The following is a 16,436-nucleotide window of genomic DNA, read 5'->3' on the forward strand; positions in this document are numbered from 1 at the left end:
GCCGAGGGCGAGCGCCAGCGCCGCGAACAGGCCGACCAGGGTCAGCAGCATGCCGGCCCCGCGCAGCGGCCGGATGTCGGGCTCCGGCGACATCCCGGCGGCGTGCAGCACGCGGCCCGCCAGCATGGCGAGGCCCGCCGCGTGCAGCGCCCAGGGCGCCGCGCCGCACAGTTCCGCGGCGAGCAGCGTGACCAGGAAGACCGGCACGTATTCCGCGCAGTTCGCATGCACCCGGACCGCCCGTTCCAGCCGCTTGTCGCCGCCGGTGCCGATCATGACCTGGGCGCGGTAGCGGGCGGCGAAGACGCGGAAGGTCAACGCGAGATAGAGCGCGAGCAGCAGCGCGGCATGGAGCGCGGTGGCGCGCGGCATGGAACACCCCCTTCGACAGGCGGGCCCGGCCGCGCCATATGCGCTGCGTGACCGAGCCACTCGCCCTCTACATCCACTGGCCTTTCTGCGCTGCCAAGTGCCCCTATTGCGACTTCAACTCGCACGTCCGGGACAGGGTGGACGAGGCCCGCTTCCGCGACGCGCTGCGCCGCGAACTGGCCTTCGAGGCGGCGCGCACCGGCCGCCGCCCGCTCGCCAGCATCTTCTTCGGCGGCGGCACGCCCTCCCTCATGGCGCCGGAGACGGTCGCGGCGCTGATCGGGGATGCTCGGGCGCTGTTCGATGCCGCCCCGGACATCGAGATCACGCTCGAGGCCAATCCGACCAGCGTGGAGATCGGGCGCCTCGCCGCCTTCCGCGATGCGGGGGTGAGCCGTGCGAGCCTCGGCGTGCAGTCGCTGGAGGAGGAGGCGCTGCGCTTCCTTGGCCGCAAGCACGACGCCGCGCAGGCCATCGCCGCGCTGGAATCCGCGCGCGCCATCTTCCCGCGCCTGTCCTTCGACCTCATCTACGCGCGCCCGGGCCAGGCAGAGGCCGCATGGCGCGCCGAGCTGCGCCGCGCGCTGGCGCTCGCGGCCGATCATCTCTCGCTCTACCAGCTCACCATCGAGCCTGGCACGCAGTTCGCGACGCTGCATGCGCGCGGCGATTTCGCCCTGCCCGAGGGCGACGACGCGGCGCGGCTCTACTTCGCCACGGCCGAAGAGGCGGCGCGCTTCGACCTGCACCCCTACGAGGTCTCGAACTACGCGAAGCCGGGGGCGGAGAGCCGGCACAACCTCGCCTATTGGCGCTATGGCGACTATCTCGGCATCGGACCGGGCGCGCATCAGCGGATTCTGACGGATGGCCGCATGGTGGCTCTGCGCCGCCACCGCGCGCCGGAGGAATGGGCCGCGCGCGTCGAGCGCGACGGCCACGGGACGGCGGGGGAGGAAGTCCTCGCCCCGGCCGAGCGGGCGCGGGAAGCGCTGCTGATGGGGCTGCGGCTGGCCGAGGGCGTCGATCCGGCGCGCATCGCGGCGCGCGCGGGCATCCCCTTCGCGCAGGCGATCGACCCGGCGATGCTCGCCGCGCTGCTGGAGGAAGACTACCTCGCCTGGACCGACTCCGGGCGCCTGCGCGCTACGGAGGAAGGCATCGTGCGGCTCGATGCCCTACTGCCCGTTTTGCTGCGCTGACAGCCGCAGGAAAGCTCGGCCTTCCTGCGGCTGGTCGTGGGGCCCGGGAAATCGCGCGTGGCACGCTTCGCGCAGGGGCCAGCTCCCTGCGCTTGCGGGCTCAGCGCCTGCCGCGTGCCCGCGTGACGGTCGCGTCGGCCTTCTGCCGATCGAGCGCCGCGAGGTCCTCCTGCATGTAGCCGCGCAGCGTGTCGGCGCTGTCGATCATTGCGTCGCGCGACCGCTCGGCGCGCGCGATCTGCGGTTCCCAGCCGGCGCGCACGGCGGCGGCGCGGGCGCTGAAGAAGGCATCGCGCTCCGCCGCCGAGGCGAAGGACGCCGGCGGCAGGGCCACCGTCGTGTCGAAGAAGCGGCGTACGCGGCCGGTCCGGATGTCCTCCCGGTTGCTCCCGGCGCCAATCGGGCCGGTCGGCTGGTGGTGCTGGACGGCGAAGTCGCGCAGCGGCCGCAGCGTGACGGTTGTGTCCATCCGCCCGGGGGCGGAACAACGCACCTCGACCGGGTCGTTGCCGCGGGCGAGCGTGACCTGGGCGGGCGTCGTCACCTCCGTGACCGCCGCGCCGCCGCGCGTGACGGCGCAGCGTGCAACTGCGGGGTCGGAGGCGAGTGCGACGCTCCCGGTCCAGGACTGGGGCCGGGGGTCGTTCTGTAGCGCGGCGTTGTCGGCGCGGATGTGATAGTTGCCGCAGCCCGAAAGGGCCAGGGCGCCAAAGAGCACGCAGGCGAAGCGCGCGCGGGAGTCAGGAATCACGGAGGCTCTCCTCGGAGCGCGCGGGGTGTCTCGTTTGTCGCGGCGCATCCTGAAAACGAGAATGGCGTGTCCATCGATAATTGTCACGACTACGGAACAAGAGTGCCGGTAACGTGATCGTGCCCCGCAAGAGCCCCTTCATTGTTCGCCGGCCGTCAGCGCCCTGCCTTGCCGCGGAACGCCCTCCTGGGCCGCTCCGGCGCATCGTGCAGAATCGAGAGTGGAACAACCTGCCTTTTCGCAGCGCCTTGATGCGCGCCGCGCGGATCGCGACACTCCGTCCATGCCGCTGACCGCCCAGGATGAGGCCCGCTCCGCGCTCGACGCCGCCGGGAGCCTGCCAGATGCCGAACTCGACATCGCCGCCGTCGCCTTGCAACTTGCCCGCATCGACGCGCCGGAAGCCGATTGGCGCGAGGCCGCCGCGACGCTGACCGCCATCGCCCGCGCCGCCGTCGAAGCGGCGGCTGCGGACCGGGAGGCCGATGCCGGCGACCCCGCCCGACGGCGGGACGCGCTGGCGGGCGTGCTGCACGGGACCTTCGGGCTGGCGGGCGATTCCGAGACCTATGACGACCCCGCGAATGCCAACCTGATCCGGGTGCTGGAACGGCGCCGCGGCCTGCCGGTCGCGCTCGGCATCCTCTGGCTGCACGCGGCGGAGGCCGCCGGCTGGGCCGCCCATGGTGTGGATTTCCCCGGCCATTTCCTCATCGCGCTCGAAGCGCCCCGCGGCCAGGTGCTGGTCGATGTCTTCGCCGGTGGCACGGCGCTGGAGGCACCCGCGCTGCGCGCGCTGCTCAAGCGCGTGGAGGGGGAGGCGGCGGAGCTCCGCCCCGGCCTGCTGCGCCCCATGGCGAAGCGGGAGGTGCTGCTGCGCCTGCAGAACAACATCAAGCTTCGGCGCCTGCGCGCGGGCACTCTGGACAGCGCGCTGGACTGTGCGGAGGACATGCTGCGCCTCGCGCCGGACCATGCGCCGCTCTGGCGCGAAGCGGGGCTGATGAACCAGCGGCTCGACCGCATCGGGGCCGCGCTTGCCTGCCTCGACCGCTTCCTGGAACTGGTGCCGGAGGGCGAGGCCGCCCAGCGGATGCGCGCGCTCGCGACCGAACTGCGCCAGCGGCTGAACTGATCTTCCCGCCGCGGGACTGTCCGGGCGGGCGGGGCGCACCTATCATCCATGCCATGTCCATGCCCCGGCCGCGCGTCGCGCTCTTCGTCACCTGCCTCGTCGACCTGTATCGACCGTCGGTCGGCTTCGCCGCGCTGCGCCTGCTGGAACAGGCCGGCTGCCAGGTGGACGTTCCGCACACGCAGACCTGCTGCGGCCAGCCGGCCTTCAACACGGGCGACCGCGCCACGGCGCGCGACCTCGCCCGCGCCGTGATCGACGCCTTCCAGGGTTTCGACCATGTCGTCGCGCCGTCCGGGTCCTGCGCGGGGATGATCGCGCATCATTTCCCCAGCCTGTTCGACGACGATCCCGGCTATCGCGCCAAGGCCGAGGCGCTGGCCGGGCGGACGCACGAACTCGTCTCCTTCCTGGTGGATGTAATGGGAATGGAGCGCGTCGCGGCGTCGTATGGCGACCGCGTCACCTATCACGATTCCTGCGCGGGCCTGCGGGAGATGGGCGTGAAGGCGCAGCCGCGCCGGCTGCTCGACAGCGTGCAGGGGCTGAGCCTGACGGAGATGGCGGACCCCGAGATCTGCTGCGGCTTCGGCGGCACCTTCTGCGTGAAATACCCGGACATCTCGACGCGCATGGTCACCGACAAGTGCCGCGACATCGCCGCGACCGGCGCGGGCACGCTGCTCGCGGGTGACATGGGCTGCCTGCTGAACATGGCCGGGCGGCTGAAGCGGGAGGGCAGCCCGGTCAAGGTCCGCCACGTGGCCGAAGTGCTCGCCGGCATGGCGGCCGAGGTGCCGCCGATCGGGGAAGGGAAGGGCCCATGACCGCGCCCGCTGGCCCGCTGGCCGACCTCGCCGCGCGGGGCTTCGCCCGGATCCCCGGCGCGCAGATGGCCTCGTTGATGGCCGAAGGCGGGCGCGCCGATGCGCTGGCCTCCTTCTTCGCATCGTGGAACCGGCTGGAGACGGACGCCTTCATGGCCGATGGCGGGCGCTACCGGCGCCGGCGCATCGCCAATTTCGCCGCCGAACCCGGCGTGCCCGGCCATCGCCGAGGCCCGCACCGGCCGCATTTCCAGGCGGTGGTGCACAATACGCTCAACGGCGGCGTCGATCGCTGGTTCGCGCCGATGGAGGATGCGGTCGCGGCTTCGCCTGCCATGGTCGCGCTGCTCGGCCTGGGGCGGTCGATGGCCGAGGCGCTGCACGGCCCGCATCCCTGGTTCGTCGAGGCGCACCAGTTCCGCATCGAGGCCGCCGCCGGCGCGCCCGGCTTCCCGACGCCCGAGGGCGTGCACCATGACGGGGTCGATTGCGTGCTGATCGCGATGATCGCGCGCACCAACCTGGCGGGCGGGGAAACGGTGATCGAGGACGATGCCGGCGCGCGCCTGGCGCAGTTCGTCCTGAGCGATCCGCTCGACACCGCCGTGCTGGACGACCCGCGCGTGCGACACGGAGTTACGCCTGTGGCGCCTGCCGACCCCGCGCTGCCGTCCTGCCGCGACGTGCTGGTGCTGACCTGGAAGCGCGGCGCGCCGCCCGCCTGAGGCAGGGCAGCGCCCGCGGGTGGCGTCAGGCCGCCGCCGGGACCAGAACCCCGCCCACGACGTGGACGATGCCGTTGCTGCACAGCAGGTTCGGCCGGACGACGCTGGCCGAGGCGCCGGACGGCGCGCCACCGGCGCGTGCCGCCTGGATCCGCGGCTCGGCCGCCGAGCCGCCGACCACGCGGATGTCGATGCCTGAGAGCATGCGCACCCGCCCGCCACGCGCCTGGATGTCCGGCAGGCGCAGCCGCCCGCCCGCGATCAGGTTGCGCAGCGCCGCCGCGCCGCCGTTGCGGAACTCGGCCGAGGCCGCGGCCCAGCCGAGATTGGTCGGCGCGAAGACCGTGAAGGGCCCGGGGCCGGCCAGTTCCTGGTCGAGGCCGGCGCGGCGGAGCGCCGCGCGGAACTCGGAGACGTCCGGCTGCGTGCCGAGCACGTCCATGATGGGGAACCGGCCATCCAGGGTAACCGGGGTCTCGCAGGCGGAGAGCAGCAGGGCACCGCCACCGGCGGCGAAGAGGGAACGACGCGTGATCACCGGCGCATCTCCTTGCAAGGCGCGAATCGGGCCCCAGGGTATGGAGCGCGGCCTTTTCGCCCCGCGGGCGGCATAGAGCAAGCCCCGCCTAAGGCCGCCCTGTCCCGCAGCCCGGATCGCGCTACATTCAGTTCGGCATACGCACACATTCCGAGGCCGCAACATTGGTCCAGATCACCTCCCCCGCCTTCAAGGCGAACGCGGCGCGCGCGCTTGGCGATGCCGGCCTGCAGAAGGCGCTCGGCAAGGCGAAGGGCGCCTTCCTGCAGCGCCGGGCCGAGGCGGTCGCGCGGCTGCCGGAGTTCGAGCAGCTGCGCGACATCGGGCGGGACATCAAGAATCACACCCTCGCGAACCTCGACGTGTATCTCGAGATCTTCGCCGCCAATGTCGAACGCGCCGGCGGCAAGGTGCATTGGTGTTCGACGGCGGAGGAGGCGCGGGAGGCGGTGCTCGAGATCTGCCGCAAGGCGGGTGCCCGCACCGTCACCAAGGGCAAGTCCATGATCTCGGAGGAGATCGCGGTCAACGACCACCTGGAAAAGCACGGCATCGTGCCGGTCGAGACGGACCTCGGCGAATACATCATCCAGCTGCGCGGCGAGCACCCGTCCCACATCATCGCCCCCGCCTTCCACCTGAACCGGGAGGATTGGGAGGCGGATTTCCGCCGCCTGCACACCGACCTCGACCCCGACCGGGTGTTCCACGAGCGCCGCGACATCCTGGCCGAGGCGCGGACCAAGCTGCGGGAACGCTTCCTCGCCGCCGACGTGGGCATCACCGGCGCCAACTTCCTGATCGCCGAGACGGGCAGCAGCGTCATCGTCACGAATGAGGGTAATGGCGACCTGACGCAGACGCTCCCGCGCGTGCACATCGCGCTCGCCAGCATCGAGAAGGTGGTGCCGACGCTCGAGGACGCCTGCGCGCTGCTGCGCCTGCTCGCGCGGTCGGCCACGGGCCAGGATTTCTCCGTCTACACGACCTTCAGCACCGGCGCGCGCCGGCCGGCCGACCTCGACGGGCCGGAGGAATACCACGTCGTCCTGATCGACAATGGCCGGTCCAACATGATCGGCTCCGAGTTCCAGGAGATGCTGCGCTGCATCCGCTGCGCGGCCTGCATGAACCATTGCCCGGTCTATGGCGTGACCGGCGGCCATGCTTATGGCTGGGTCTATCCCGGCCCGATGGGCAGCGTGCTGACGCCCTCGCTGGTCGGCGTGGACAAGGCGGGGCACCTGCCCAATGCCTCCACCTTCTGCGGTAAGTGCGAGAGCGTGTGTCCCGTAAAAATCCCGCTGCCGAAGCTGATGCGGCACTGGCGGGAAAGGGAGTTCGAGCGCCACCTGACGCCGGCCGCGGTGCGCAGCAACCTCGCCATCTGGGCCTGGTTCGCCAAGCGGCCCGGGATGTACCGGGCGGCGACGCGGCTCGCGGTCGGCGCGCTCTCGCTGCTCGCGCGCGGGCGCGGCGCCTTCTCCTCCCTGCCGCTGGCGGGCGGCTGGACGGCGGGGCGGGATTTGCCGGCGCCGGAGGGCGGCACCTTCATGGCGCGCTACGCGCAGATGAAGCGGCGGGGTTGAAGGATGAGCAAGGAGCAGATCCTCTCGGCCATCCGCCGTGGCCTTAAGCGCGGACCGCTGCCGGCCGACCAGCGCGCCATGATCGAGGGGCGCCTGGCCACTCATCCGCGCCACCTGATCCCGGCGCGCTCGCGCGTGCCGCGGCCCGAGCAGGTGGCGCTGTTCGTGCGCAACGTGGAGAAGGAATTCGGCTCCGTCGCGCGGCTGGCCGACCTGCGCGACGTGCCGGGCGCGATCGCCGACTATCTCGCGCAGCAGAATCTCCCCTCCCGCTTCGTCCTCGCGCCGCATGAGGAACTGACCGGCCTGCCCTGGTCCGACAAGCCGATGCTGGAATTCGAGGCGCGGCGCGCGCAGGGCACCGATGCCGTGTCCGTCCAGCATGGCTTCGCCGCGGTGGCGGAGACGGGGACGCTCATGCTGCCCTCCGATCCGCGCCGTCCGACCACGCTCAACATCCTCGCCGAGACAGAGATCGTGGTGCTGCGCGCCTCCCGCATCGTCGGCGCGTACGAGGAAGCCTGGGACCTGCTGCGCGACGGCCGAACCGAAGGCTTCATGCCGCGCAACGTCATGCTCGTGACTGGCCCGTCGCGCAGCGCGGATATCGAGCAGACGCTCGAACTCGGCGCGCATGGCCCGCGGCGACTGCACATCCTGCTGGTGGATGACGAACCGGCGGCGCTGCCGCCTGCATGACACGCCGCCGCCCGCGGGGCCTGACGGATGCCGACCGCGCGCTGTGGCGCGCCTATGCGGCCGAGGTGGCGCCGCTGCCCGGGCGCGAATTGCCGCCCGAGCCACCGGCGTCGCCGGCCACGCCTGTGGTTGTCGCGCCCGCGCCGCCATTGCCCGTCACCGCGCCCCCGATGCGCTGGGCCCCGCCCGACATCGTGGTGAATGCGCCACCGGCCGGGCTCGACGATCGCCGCTGGAAGGAATTGCGCCGCGGGCGCATCCGGCCCGAACGCACCATCGACCTGCATGGCCGCCGCGCGCAGGAGGCGCATGGCGCCGTGCGCAGTTTCCTCGCTGATGCCTACGCCGATGGCGTGCGCTGCGTCGCGGTCATCACGGGGCGGGGTTCCTCCGCCGAAGGTGGCGTGCTCCGGCGCGAATTGCCGCATTGGCTGAACGCGCCGGATCTTCGGCGCATCCTGCTGGGGGCGGCGCATCCGCACAGCGCCAATACCGGTGCGGTGCATCTGTTGCTGCGGCGGCGACGGTGACGGACCGCTTGCCATGCCGCGTCGGCGCGCGATGCTGTGCGGCCGGATGGATGAAGGAGGTGCGATGATGAGGTTTCCCGCGCAGGGCCTGGCGGTGCTTCTGCTCGCCGCCTGCAGCGCGCCGGACTACACGGCGGCGCGCGACTGGGCGCGCACGGCGAGCATCGCGGTCGACCACCCCTCCGCCACCGCGCAGGCGGTCGCGCGCGACGGGACGGAGGCGATGCGCGATGCGCTCAGCCTGACCCTCGCGGCGCTCGCGCGCATGGCCGATGACGGCGTGCTGCCCTACCCCGAGGATCCCTTCGTCGCGCTCGCCACCCGCGCCACGGCGGCGGATACGCGGGGCGGGGAGGCGGTCGCCTCCCTGGGCCGCACCTTGCGGCGCGCGACGCGGTCCAACTGGCGCGCGCCGCAGGTCCGCACCGCGATCCGGACCATGGACCCCGACGTGCAGGCGCTGGCGGCGGCGCTGGTCCGCATGGCCGGCGAGCAGACCGCCTACGCCGTACTGGTGCGGCGGATCGCGACCGACCACGCGATGATGGCCGCGCGCGCGGGCGATCTGACCGATGATGAGATGGGACGCAGCCTGCGCGCTGCCGAGGATTCCCTGCGGCGCGGCTTGGCGGCGCTGCCGCGCGGCTAGGGCTGCGCCCCGTCGCGTGGAATTGCGCATGATCCGGATCATCGTGCGCATGACGCCAAGATCGCTGTGCTTGCGCAAGTAAGACTTCCGGTCGGGCGGACTCCGCCCGACCGGAAGTCCGACTAGCCCCCCGCGACCCCTTGGGTGTTGACGTATAGGCTGAAGAGCGACTGCGCCGCCGCCATGAACAGCCGGTTGCGGTGCCGCCCGCCGAAGCAGAGATTCGCGCAACGTTCCGGCAGGTGGATATGCCCGATCGGCGCGCCGGCCGCGTTGAACACCCGCACGCCGTCGAGCGCGGCCGACATGCCCCAGCCGCACCAGAGGTTCCCGTCCACGTCCACGCGGAACCCGTCCGGCGTCTCCCCCGCCTGGCCGGCGATGAAGGTGCGGCGGTTCCTCAGCCGCGCGCCGTCCACGTCGTAGGCGAGGATGTTGCGCGGATCCGACCGGCTCTCGACGACGTACAGGATGCTTTCGTCCGGGCTGAAGGCGAGGCCGTTCGGATGGTTGATGTCGTCCCCGACGCAGGTGATCTCCCCCGTCTGCCCATCCACCCGGTAGACGTTCGTATGCGGCAGCTCGGGCGTGTACTTCTCGCCCTCGTAGAAGCCCAGGATGCCGAAGGGCGGATCGGTGAACCAGATCGAGCCGTCGGACTTCACCACCAGGTCGTTCGGGCTGTTCAGCCGCTTGCCCTGGAAATGGCTGGCGATGACGGTGATCGACCCGTCGTATTCGAAGCGCACCACGCGCCGCCCGCCATGCTCGCAGGCGATGATGCGGCCCTGCCGGTCGCGCGTGTGCCCGTTCGCGTTGTTCGACGGCTTCCGCCAGGCGGAAACGGCGCCCGTCTCCTCCTCCCATTTCAGCACGCGGTTGTTCGGGATGTCGGACCAGAGCAGGCAACGCGCATCGCCGAGCCAGACCGGCCCCTCGCCCCAGCGCGTGCCGTGGTACAGCCGCTCCACTGCCGACAGCGGCAGATGATATTTCCGGAAGGACGGGTCGAGCGCGACGATGGAGGGGTCGGGGTAGCGCAGGCTCGGCTGCCAGCGCGGGTCGTCGGTCATGATGGAGGCTCCTCCCTGGTCTGCGCGGGAAGATAGGCGGAGCCGCTCAGGGCGCGAAGTCCGGTCCCTGATACTGCTCGGACACCTCGATCCGCCCGGCGGCGAGGTCCGCCGCAAGCCGCTCGACCCGCTCGGCAAGGTCCGCTGGCACGTCGCGCGCGAGAACGAGCCGCACCGCGGAAGGCAGCTCGATCCCCGCGCGCGAATCGTGGAACGCGTCGGCCAGATGCGCGGCGAGCGCCGCCTCGATGCACCAGCCATTGTCGGCGACGGCGCTTGCGAGGAAGAGCGGATCCTCGATCGTCCAGTCCCGTACATTGCCGATCGCGCGCGCCCCATGCCGGCGCAGCGCGGCGATGGCACCGGGTCGTCCGCCATCGAGCATGGCGAATTGCACCACGGCCCCGGCGGCGCATTGCGCGTCCGTCCAGCGCTCGGCGAGCGCCGGATCATGTTGGTTGCCGCAGAAGCCGGTGAGGAAGGGCGTACCCGGCGCGGCGCGCGCCAACCCTGCGGCGAAGGCGGCGCGACCGCGCAGCCCTGGCGGCACGGGCTCGCCCGACAGATGCGCGACGGGGTGCCCCCGCGACCACCAGCCGGCGAGCGCCCCGGCGAGGAAGGCCGAATGCTCCTGCAGCACCTCGAAGCAGGCAATATTCGGCCCGGCGATTCGGCCCTGGGTCACGGCGAAGCGCGTCGCCGGGAAGTCCGGCGCGACGGCGGCGACCGGCGCCTCCCCCTGTCCGCCATGCGCGATGACGAGCGCCGCGCCCTTGGCCGCGGCGCGCAGGGCCTCGACGCGCTTCGCGGGGTCGGGCGCCCAGACCGTCTCGACCGCAATGCCGAGCCGTTTCGCGGCCCGCGCGAGCCCCGCCACGCCCGCTGCGTTGAAGGCGCCCGCGCCTGGCGCGCCGAAGAAGACCGCCCGGATCACTGCGCGCTGATGCCGAGGGATCGCACCAGCCCGCCGATCTCCTGCACATCCTGCGCGACGAAGGCGGCGAATTCGGGCTGGCTCATGGCCCGATGGCGGATGCCATGCTCGTCGAGGCGCCGGCGCATCTCGGGTGTCGCCATGGCGGCAAGCGTCTCCTCATGCAGCCGCGCCACGATCGGCGCGGGCAGTCCGGCTGGGCCGGACAGGCCCAGCCAGTTTTCCACCAGCAGGCCGGGCAGGCCAGCCTCGGCCACGGTCGGGACCTCTGGCGCCATCGGTTCCCGCGCGCGCGCCGTCACGGCAAAGGCGCGCAGTCGGCCCTCGCGGATATGGTCGACATTCTGCGGCAGCGTGTCGAAGGCGATGGGGATGTTGCCGCCGAGCAGGTCCGCCTGCATCGGCGCGCTGCCGCGATAGGGCACATGCGTCAGGGGTACGCCGGTCTGCCGTTCGAACAGCGTGCCGGCAATGTGCGCGACGGATCCGGCGCCGGACGAGCCGAAGCCAGGCGGCGTGCGTTGGGCCCGCGCCCAGTCGATCAGTCCGCGCAAATCCGTCGCCGGCACCACGTTGCGGTTGGCGACGACGACGAGCGGCGTCGCACCGAGATAGGCGATGTGGCTGAAGCCCGAGACCGGATCGTAGCCGACATTCGGATAGATGGGCGGGGAGGAGGTGATCGGCGCGGTGTTGGACAGCATCAGCGTGTAACCATCCGCCGGCTGCTGCACGACATGCGCGGCGCCGAGCGTGCCGCCCGCGCCCGGCCGGTTGTCCACCACCACCCGCTGGTTCAGGCGCGCGGTCAGCGCATCGGCGAGCACCCGCGCGACGATGTCGGAGGAGCCGCCGGGCGGGAAGACGACGACGAGGCGGATCGGCCGCGTTGGCCAGGACTGCGCCGTGGCGGGTTGCACGGCAAGCAGGCAGGCGATTGCCGCGATCAGCGGCAGGAACAGACGACGCATGGCGGGTCCTCCGAGGGGCCGCTGCGGCGCTGCAATGATGATGCCGCCGTCAGGCGGGTGGCCAGGCCGGCTTGCGCATGGGCTCCATCGCCGAGGTGTCGGGCTCGACCGCGGCGCCGAGGCCGACGGCATCGAGCACGGAGCCGAGCTCCAGCATCCCCTCCCGGATCGCGAGGCGCGGGCCGCGCGCCGTATCGGCATAGAGGTCGGGATGCGCCTCCATGAAGCGCACCGCCTCCGCCTTTGGGCGGCCGGAGAAGCCATCGACGAAATGGTGCCCGTTCCGCTCCACATGCACGAGGCCCATGGTGCCGACCAGCGCGAGGTCCTGCTGCACGCAGGCGCCGGCGAGCGTCGTCAGGTCCTCGGCACTCATGAAGTAGCGCGGCTCGGCTTCCGTCGCGTTCCAGGCACGGCAGCGCGCGAGGTTCACCAGCGACCGCCACACCCCTTTGCAGGCCTTGGAGGAGATGCCGGCATAGCCGAGCGCCTTCGCCTGCACGAAGGCGTCGAGCGGCCCGTCGCTCTCATCCACGATCACCGGGCGTTCGGCCGCCAGAGCGCCCATCGCGCCATCGAGCGCACGGGCGCGCTTCACCGGCTGCTCGATGAAGGCGATGGAGGCGTTCAGCCGCGCCAGCCGCGGTTCCGCCTGCATGGCGCGCCACAGCGCGAGCACGCCCTCGGCATCCTCATACTGCTCGTTGCCGTCGAGCGAGACATGGTAGCCGTGCAGGCGATCGAGCACCGCGGCGATGCGGCAGAGCCGGTCCACATCCGCCGCGACATTGCCGCCGACCTTCAGCTTCCACCAGGCGTGGCGGTACGTGGCGGCGACCTCCTCCACCGTCTCGGGCAGTCCGTCATCGACGCGCTCCGCCTGGTCGGCCGCGGTGATCGGATCGACGAGACCGACCGTGTGGCGCGCATGCATGCGGCGCGATGGCGTGAGGGAGGCGAGCATCGCGCCGAAGTCGAAGCCGGCCAGGTCCGGCATCACGGCGTGCGCCGCCATCCCGCCGATGTTCGCGCGCATGCCGGCCGCGAAGGACAACCCCTGCGCCTTGAGCAGCGCATCGAGCATCGCCCGATCCAGCAGCGCGCGGCCATAGGACGCGACGAGCGGATTGAGTCCCTCCGCCCCGCAGGCCGCGACCTGGTCGGCATAGGCGTCGGCGAAATGGCCGAAGGCGGTGTTGGCGCCGCCGGTCAGCGAGGCGACGCAGGCATGGTCGAGCGCGCGGCGCAGCTGGTCCTCGTTCTGCGCATCCGACCAGCGCGGATCCTTGTCGAACCACTTCGCGGCGAGCGTCTCCGCGGCGATCCCCCAGGTCTCCCGGCCGCCCTCGATCGCGATGCGCGCGCGCAGCACCGCCTGGCGCCCATGCGTGACCGTGATGACGCCGAAGCGGAAGGGCATGCGCAGGCGGAAGGGCCATTCGAAGCGCTCGACCTCGAGCAGCCGGAAGCGGGGCGCGGTCATGCGTGGGGTTCCTCCAGCGCGCGAAGATAGCCGATGGCGCGCGCGGCGCTGGTCGGCCCGTCCGGGAAGTAGTCGAAGGGTTCCACCGCCGCGAAGCCGGCATAGCCCGTGCGGCGCAGCGCGGCGAGGATCGGCCCGAAGCGATCCGCACCCTGGCCCGGCGAGCGCCGGTTGCGGTCGTTGAAATGCACATGCGCGATGAGGCCCGTCGGCACCCAGCGTTCCAGCAGCGCGACGACGCTCTCGTTTTCCCCGTTCCAGGCCGAGCAGGTGTCGAGCATGGTGCGCAGCGCCGGATTGCCGATGCGGCGCACAATCTCTGCGGCCTCCGCTACGGTGGTGCACCAGTTGGTCTGGCCGGAATCGAGCGGTTCCAGGCAATAGGTCAGGCCGTGCGCCGAGGCGAATTCGCCCGCGCGTGCCATCGCCTCCTCGGCCCGCGCGGCGTCGCCCTCTGCCGCGACATGGCGCGCCCCCGGGGACCCATGCACCAGCAGCGTCGCGCCGAGATCGGCGGCGAGGCCGACCAGGCGTTCCATTACGTCGAGCGTGCGTGCCCGCAGCGCGGCATCGGCGGTGGTGATGGAAAGGCCCGCGGGTGCCACCAGCAGCCAGTGCAGGGAGGTGATGGCCGTGCCCGCCTCCGCCGCCGCGCGGCGCAGTTCCACACGCCGCGCGGCCGGCAGCAGATGCGGCGCCTCGGCATCGAGGGTGAAGGGCGCGACCTCCAGCCCGTCATAGCCGAGCGCGGCCGCGAGGGCGCATTGGGCGGGGAAGTCGAGCGTGCGCACCACTTCGTTGCACAGGCTGATGCGCATCAGGCGATCTCCTCCACGGCGACCATGCGCCCTTCCTGCGCGGAATGCCGCGTCGCGTCCAGGATGCGGGCGGGGGCAACGGCGCCCGAGGCTAGATCCGCCTCCGGCGGCCGCCGCGTCGCGACCGCATCGATGAAGGCCGCGAGCTCGGCCGCGACGACCGTCACCGGGTCCGCGGCGGGGACCGGCGGTTCCTCCCGCCCCGCATGGCCGGGCAGCCAAGCGCCGCCCGGCCCGGGCGCGTGGCGGCCGCGGCGCAGTGTGAAGGTCTCGGCGGCGAAATCCACCTCGGCCAGCGCGTCGCGGCCGGCGACGCTTACTTCCTTGCGGGTTTCCGCGCCGGGCACGACGGCATCGGGCCACTGGCCGGGCAGGACGCAGCCGGCCTCGATCAGCCCGATCGCGCCATCGGCGAAGCGCAGCTGGATCAGCGCCAGATCCTCCCGCCCCCGCCCCAGCGGATCGGCCAGTTGCGCGAAGACATGCGTGACGGGCGCGCCCGCGAGCCAAGGCAGCAGGTCGGCGAAATGCACGGCATCGTTCAGCAGCGCGCCCGAATCGCCCCGCGCGCGCTTCAGGCCGGAGAAACGTGCTGCAAGGTAGTGCAGCGGCCCGAATTCGCCCTCCGCGACCATGCTGCGCAACGCCAGCGCCTTCGGGTGGAACCGGAAGTAGAGGCCGACCTGGGCGATGCGCCCGCGTGCCGCGGCCAGCCGTGCGAGCGCCTCGGCCTCGTGCGCGCTCTCGACCGCCGGCTTCTCAAGGAACAGGTCGCGATCCGCCCGCAGCACGGCCTCGGCCAGCGCGGCATGGGTCGGCACGGGTGTGGCGATGATCGCCGCATCGCACCAGGCGACGCCGGCCTCGACGCTCTCCGCGAAGCGCAGGTCGGCGAATTCGGCCGCGACGGCCTCGCGCATCGCAGCCACCGGGTCGAAGGCGTGGACCTCGACGGCATCGCCGAGCCGCGCCAGCGCGCGGAGATGCACCCGCCCGAAGGCGCCGCAGCCGAGAAGCAGGATCCGCACCGACATCGTCGCATCGGAGGCGCGCCTGCCGCGCCGCGTCAAGCGGGCGCCTTGACGTCGGGCGAGCGGGCGGGAACGCTTCCGCCATGTCCGACGACCCGGCGCCGCGCCCACTGACAGAGGCCGACCTGCCGCGCGCCGCCGCGCTCTCCGCCCTGATCGGCTGGAACCAGGTGGCGGCCGACTGGGCGCTGTTCCTGCGCGAAGGGGAAGGGCGGGCGATCGACGATGGCGACGCCGCGCTCGGGGCAACGGCGGCGGTGATCCGTTACGGCGCAGACCTCGCGTGGATCTCGATGGTGCTGGTGCGGCCGGATTTGCGGCGGCGCGGCCTCGCCACCGCGCTGATGCGCTGGGCGACTGCAGCGCTGCATGGCACGCGCTGCATCGCGCTGGACGCGACGCCGGCGGGGCGGGAGGTCTATCGCCGCCTCGGCTTCCGCGACCTGTGGGGCTTCTCGCGCTGGGTACTCCCCGATGCGCTGTCCGGCGGCGGCGGCGGGGTGCGTCGCGTGACGGCTGACGACTGGCCCATCCTGCTGGCGCTCGACGCCGCCGCCTTCGGGGCGCCGCGCGAAGCCCTGCTGCGCGACTTCGCCGCGCGCGCGCCAGCCTTCGTTGCGGTGGATGGCAGCGGCTTCGCCCTGGCGCGGGACGGCGCGCGCGGGCCGCAGATCGGCCCCGTGGTGGCGCGCGACGATGCGACGGCCATGGTGCTGATTTCCGCGGCGCGGGCTGCGCTACCGGGAACGCCCGTGATCGACCTGCCGGATGCGCGCGGCGCACTCGCGGTGTGGCTCGCCACGCATGGCGGCACGATGCAGCGCCCGTTCACGCGCATGGCGCTCGGCGCTGACACGCCGGGCGACCCGGTGCCGCTCGCCGCCGTCGCCGGGCCCGAATTCGGCTGATGCGCTTGACGGGCCAGCGAGGGCGGTCGCACCATTCGCGGTAACTGACGGGTTACTCGTCGGCACGCCGCGCCAGGCACGGCGCCGCGCCACAGGAGGGAAGGGACAAGACATGCTCCGCAGGCATCTCCTCGCCGCCGGCGCCGGCGGCGCCGCCGGGGTCCGGAGAGCGCACGGCCGGACTCCAGGCACGCCAGGAAC

18 protein-coding genes are annotated in these 16,436 nt (G+C 72.4%); 9 read left to right on the forward strand and 9 right to left on the reverse strand.

Annotated features, from left to right (window positions below):
• On the reverse strand, positions 1-372 hold a 372-nt coding region (locus HW577_RS09480), incomplete at its 3' end, for an MAPEG family protein (RefSeq protein WP_198375897.1).
• A 38-nt stretch (positions 373-410) separates the two neighbouring features.
• On the opposite strand from HW577_RS09480, the gene hemW reads away from it, so the two are divergent.
• Positions 411-1,574, forward strand: coding sequence for a radical SAM family heme chaperone HemW (hemW, locus tag HW577_RS09485; protein WP_198375898.1), 1,164 nt, complete (start codon positions 411-413; stop codon positions 1,572-1,574).
• 100 nt (positions 1,575-1,674) lie between these two features.
• On the opposite strand, the gene HW577_RS09490 is transcribed toward hemW, so the two are convergent.
• Positions 1,675-2,325 (reverse strand): hypothetical protein, encoded by a 651-nt coding sequence (locus HW577_RS09490; RefSeq protein ID WP_198375899.1) that lies wholly within the window; start codon positions 2,323-2,325, stop codon positions 1,675-1,677.
• A 283-nt stretch (positions 2,326-2,608) separates the two neighbouring features.
• Between HW577_RS09490 and HW577_RS09495 the strand changes: the two genes are divergently transcribed.
• From HW577_RS09495 to HW577_RS09505, 3 genes are read left to right on the forward strand one after another with little or no spacing between them, the layout of a single operon-like run.
• Positions 2,609-3,460 (forward strand): SirB1 family protein, encoded by an 852-nt coding sequence (locus HW577_RS09495; protein WP_198375900.1) that lies wholly within the window; start codon positions 2,609-2,611, stop codon positions 3,458-3,460.
• Between the two features lie 53 nt (positions 3,461-3,513).
• Positions 3,514-4,287: a (Fe-S)-binding protein gene (locus tag HW577_RS09500; protein ID WP_198375901.1), complete on the forward strand. Its 774-nt coding sequence runs from the start codon at positions 3,514-3,516 to the stop codon at positions 4,285-4,287.
• On the forward strand, positions 4,284-5,012 hold the full coding sequence (locus tag HW577_RS09505) for a 2OG-Fe dioxygenase family protein (protein WP_198375902.1): 729 nt from the start codon (positions 4,284-4,286) through the stop codon (positions 5,010-5,012). Before HW577_RS09500 ends, HW577_RS09505 begins: the two co-directional genes overlap by 4 nt.
• A gap of 25 nt (positions 5,013-5,037) precedes the next feature.
• Here the strand turns inward: HW577_RS09505 and HW577_RS09510 are convergent, their stop codons facing one another.
• A complete protein-coding gene (locus tag HW577_RS09510; RefSeq protein ID WP_198375903.1) occupies positions 5,038-5,550 on the reverse strand; it encodes a fasciclin domain-containing protein in 513 nt (170 codons plus the stop codon).
• 164 nt (positions 5,551-5,714) lie between these two features.
• Here HW577_RS09510 and HW577_RS09515 point away from each other — a divergent pair, with 164 nt between their 5' ends.
• The 4 genes from HW577_RS09515 (at position 5,715) to HW577_RS09530 (ending at position 9,017) form a co-directional block, all read left to right on the forward strand.
• Complete coding sequence (locus HW577_RS09515; RefSeq protein ID WP_198375904.1) at positions 5,715-7,139, forward strand: LutB/LldF family L-lactate oxidation iron-sulfur protein; 1,425 nt, start codon at positions 5,715-5,717, stop codon at positions 7,137-7,139.
• Between the two features lie 3 nt (positions 7,140-7,142).
• Positions 7,143-7,838 carry a LutC/YkgG family protein gene (locus HW577_RS09520; protein WP_198375905.1) on the forward strand — a complete coding sequence of 232 codons (696 nt, stop codon included), beginning with the start codon at positions 7,143-7,145 and terminating at the stop codon, positions 7,836-7,838.
• Entirely contained in the window at positions 7,835-8,368 is a 534-nt protein-coding gene (locus tag HW577_RS09525) for a Smr/MutS family protein (RefSeq protein ID WP_198375906.1), read from the forward strand. The genes HW577_RS09520 and HW577_RS09525 overlap by 4 nt, the downstream gene beginning before the upstream one ends.
• A gap of 67 nt (positions 8,369-8,435) precedes the next feature.
• Positions 8,436-9,017 carry a hypothetical protein gene (locus HW577_RS09530; protein WP_198375907.1) on the forward strand — a complete coding sequence of 194 codons (582 nt, stop codon included), beginning with the start codon at positions 8,436-8,438 and terminating at the stop codon, positions 9,015-9,017.
• 122 nt (positions 9,018-9,139) lie between these two features.
• Here the strand turns inward: HW577_RS09530 and HW577_RS09535 are convergent, their stop codons facing one another.
• The 6 genes from HW577_RS09535 to HW577_RS09560 are packed head-to-tail and all read right to left on the reverse strand — an operon-like array spanning position 9,140 to position 15,330.
• Positions 9,140-10,090, reverse strand: coding sequence for an SMP-30/gluconolactonase/LRE family protein (locus HW577_RS09535; protein ID WP_198375908.1), 951 nt, complete (start codon positions 10,088-10,090; stop codon positions 9,140-9,142).
• A 46-nt stretch (positions 10,091-10,136) separates the two neighbouring features.
• Positions 10,137-11,024: a BMP family ABC transporter substrate-binding protein gene (locus HW577_RS09540; protein WP_198375909.1), complete on the reverse strand. Its 888-nt coding sequence runs from the start codon at positions 11,022-11,024 to the stop codon at positions 10,137-10,139.
• A complete protein-coding gene (locus HW577_RS09545; protein WP_198375910.1) occupies positions 11,021-11,995 on the reverse strand; it encodes a Bug family tripartite tricarboxylate transporter substrate binding protein in 975 nt (324 codons plus the stop codon). The genes HW577_RS09540 and HW577_RS09545 overlap by 4 nt, the downstream gene beginning before the upstream one ends.
• A gap of 49 nt (positions 11,996-12,044) precedes the next feature.
• On the reverse strand, positions 12,045-13,478 hold the full coding sequence (locus HW577_RS09550; protein ID WP_198375911.1) for an enolase-like domain-containing protein: 1,434 nt from the start codon (positions 13,476-13,478) through the stop codon (positions 12,045-12,047).
• A complete protein-coding gene (locus HW577_RS09555) occupies positions 13,475-14,296 on the reverse strand; it encodes a sugar phosphate isomerase/epimerase family protein (RefSeq protein WP_198375912.1) in 822 nt (273 codons plus the stop codon). The genes HW577_RS09550 and HW577_RS09555 overlap by 4 nt, the downstream gene beginning before the upstream one ends.
• Positions 14,296-15,330: a Gfo/Idh/MocA family protein gene (locus HW577_RS09560; protein ID WP_198375913.1), complete on the reverse strand. Its 1,035-nt coding sequence runs from the start codon at positions 15,328-15,330 to the stop codon at positions 14,296-14,298. The genes HW577_RS09555 and HW577_RS09560 overlap by 1 nt, the downstream gene beginning before the upstream one ends.
• 80 nt (positions 15,331-15,410) lie before the next feature.
• Between HW577_RS09560 and HW577_RS09565 the strand changes: the two genes are divergently transcribed.
• Positions 15,411-16,235: a GNAT family N-acetyltransferase gene (locus HW577_RS09565; RefSeq protein ID WP_198375914.1), complete on the forward strand. Its 825-nt coding sequence runs from the start codon at positions 15,411-15,413 to the stop codon at positions 16,233-16,235.
• Positions 16,236-16,436 lie beyond the last annotated feature (201 nt).

Origin of the sequence: Neoroseomonas rubea (genome assembly GCF_016106015.1) — a bacterium.
Classification (GTDB): Bacteria; Pseudomonadota; Alphaproteobacteria; order Acetobacterales; family Acetobacteraceae; genus Neoroseomonas; species Neoroseomonas rubea.

What these genes read in the sequence shown, in the direction of transcription:
- hemW (WP_198375898.1), top strand. Translation starts at nt 411, where the DNA reads ATGCGCTGCGTGACCGAGCCACTCGCCCTCTACATCCACTGGCCTTTC.
- HW577_RS09495 (WP_198375900.1), top strand. Translation starts at nt 2,609, where the DNA reads ATGCCGCTGACCGCCCAGGATGAGGCCCGCTCCGCGCTCGACGCCGCC.
- HW577_RS09500 (WP_198375901.1), top strand. Translation starts at nt 3,514, where the DNA reads ATGTCCATGCCCCGGCCGCGCGTCGCGCTCTTCGTCACCTGCCTCGTC.
- HW577_RS09505 (WP_198375902.1), top strand. Translation starts at nt 4,284, where the DNA reads ATGACCGCGCCCGCTGGCCCGCTGGCCGACCTCGCCGCGCGGGGCTTC.
- HW577_RS09520 (WP_198375905.1), top strand. Translation starts at nt 7,143, where the DNA reads ATGAGCAAGGAGCAGATCCTCTCGGCCATCCGCCGTGGCCTTAAGCGC.
- HW577_RS09525 (WP_198375906.1), top strand. Translation starts at nt 7,835, where the DNA reads ATGACACGCCGCCGCCCGCGGGGCCTGACGGATGCCGACCGCGCGCTG.
- HW577_RS09530 (WP_198375907.1), top strand. Translation starts at nt 8,436, where the DNA reads ATGAGGTTTCCCGCGCAGGGCCTGGCGGTGCTTCTGCTCGCCGCCTGC.
- HW577_RS09535 (WP_198375908.1), bottom strand. Translation starts at nt 10,090, where the DNA reads ATGACCGACGACCCGCGCTGGCAGCCGAGCCTGCGCTACCCCGACCCC.
- HW577_RS09545 (WP_198375910.1), bottom strand. Translation starts at nt 11,995, where the DNA reads ATGCGTCGTCTGTTCCTGCCGCTGATCGCGGCAATCGCCTGCCTGCTT.
- HW577_RS09550 (WP_198375911.1), bottom strand. Translation starts at nt 13,478, where the DNA reads ATGACCGCGCCCCGCTTCCGGCTGCTCGAGGTCGAGCGCTTCGAATGG.
- HW577_RS09555 (WP_198375912.1), bottom strand. Translation starts at nt 14,296, where the DNA reads ATGCGCATCAGCCTGTGCAACGAAGTGGTGCGCACGCTCGACTTCCCC.
- HW577_RS09560 (WP_198375913.1), bottom strand. Translation starts at nt 15,330, where the DNA reads ATGTCGGTGCGGATCCTGCTTCTCGGCTGCGGCGCCTTCGGGCGGGTG.
- HW577_RS09565 (WP_198375914.1), top strand. Translation starts at nt 15,411, where the DNA reads ATGTCCGACGACCCGGCGCCGCGCCCACTGACAGAGGCCGACCTGCCG.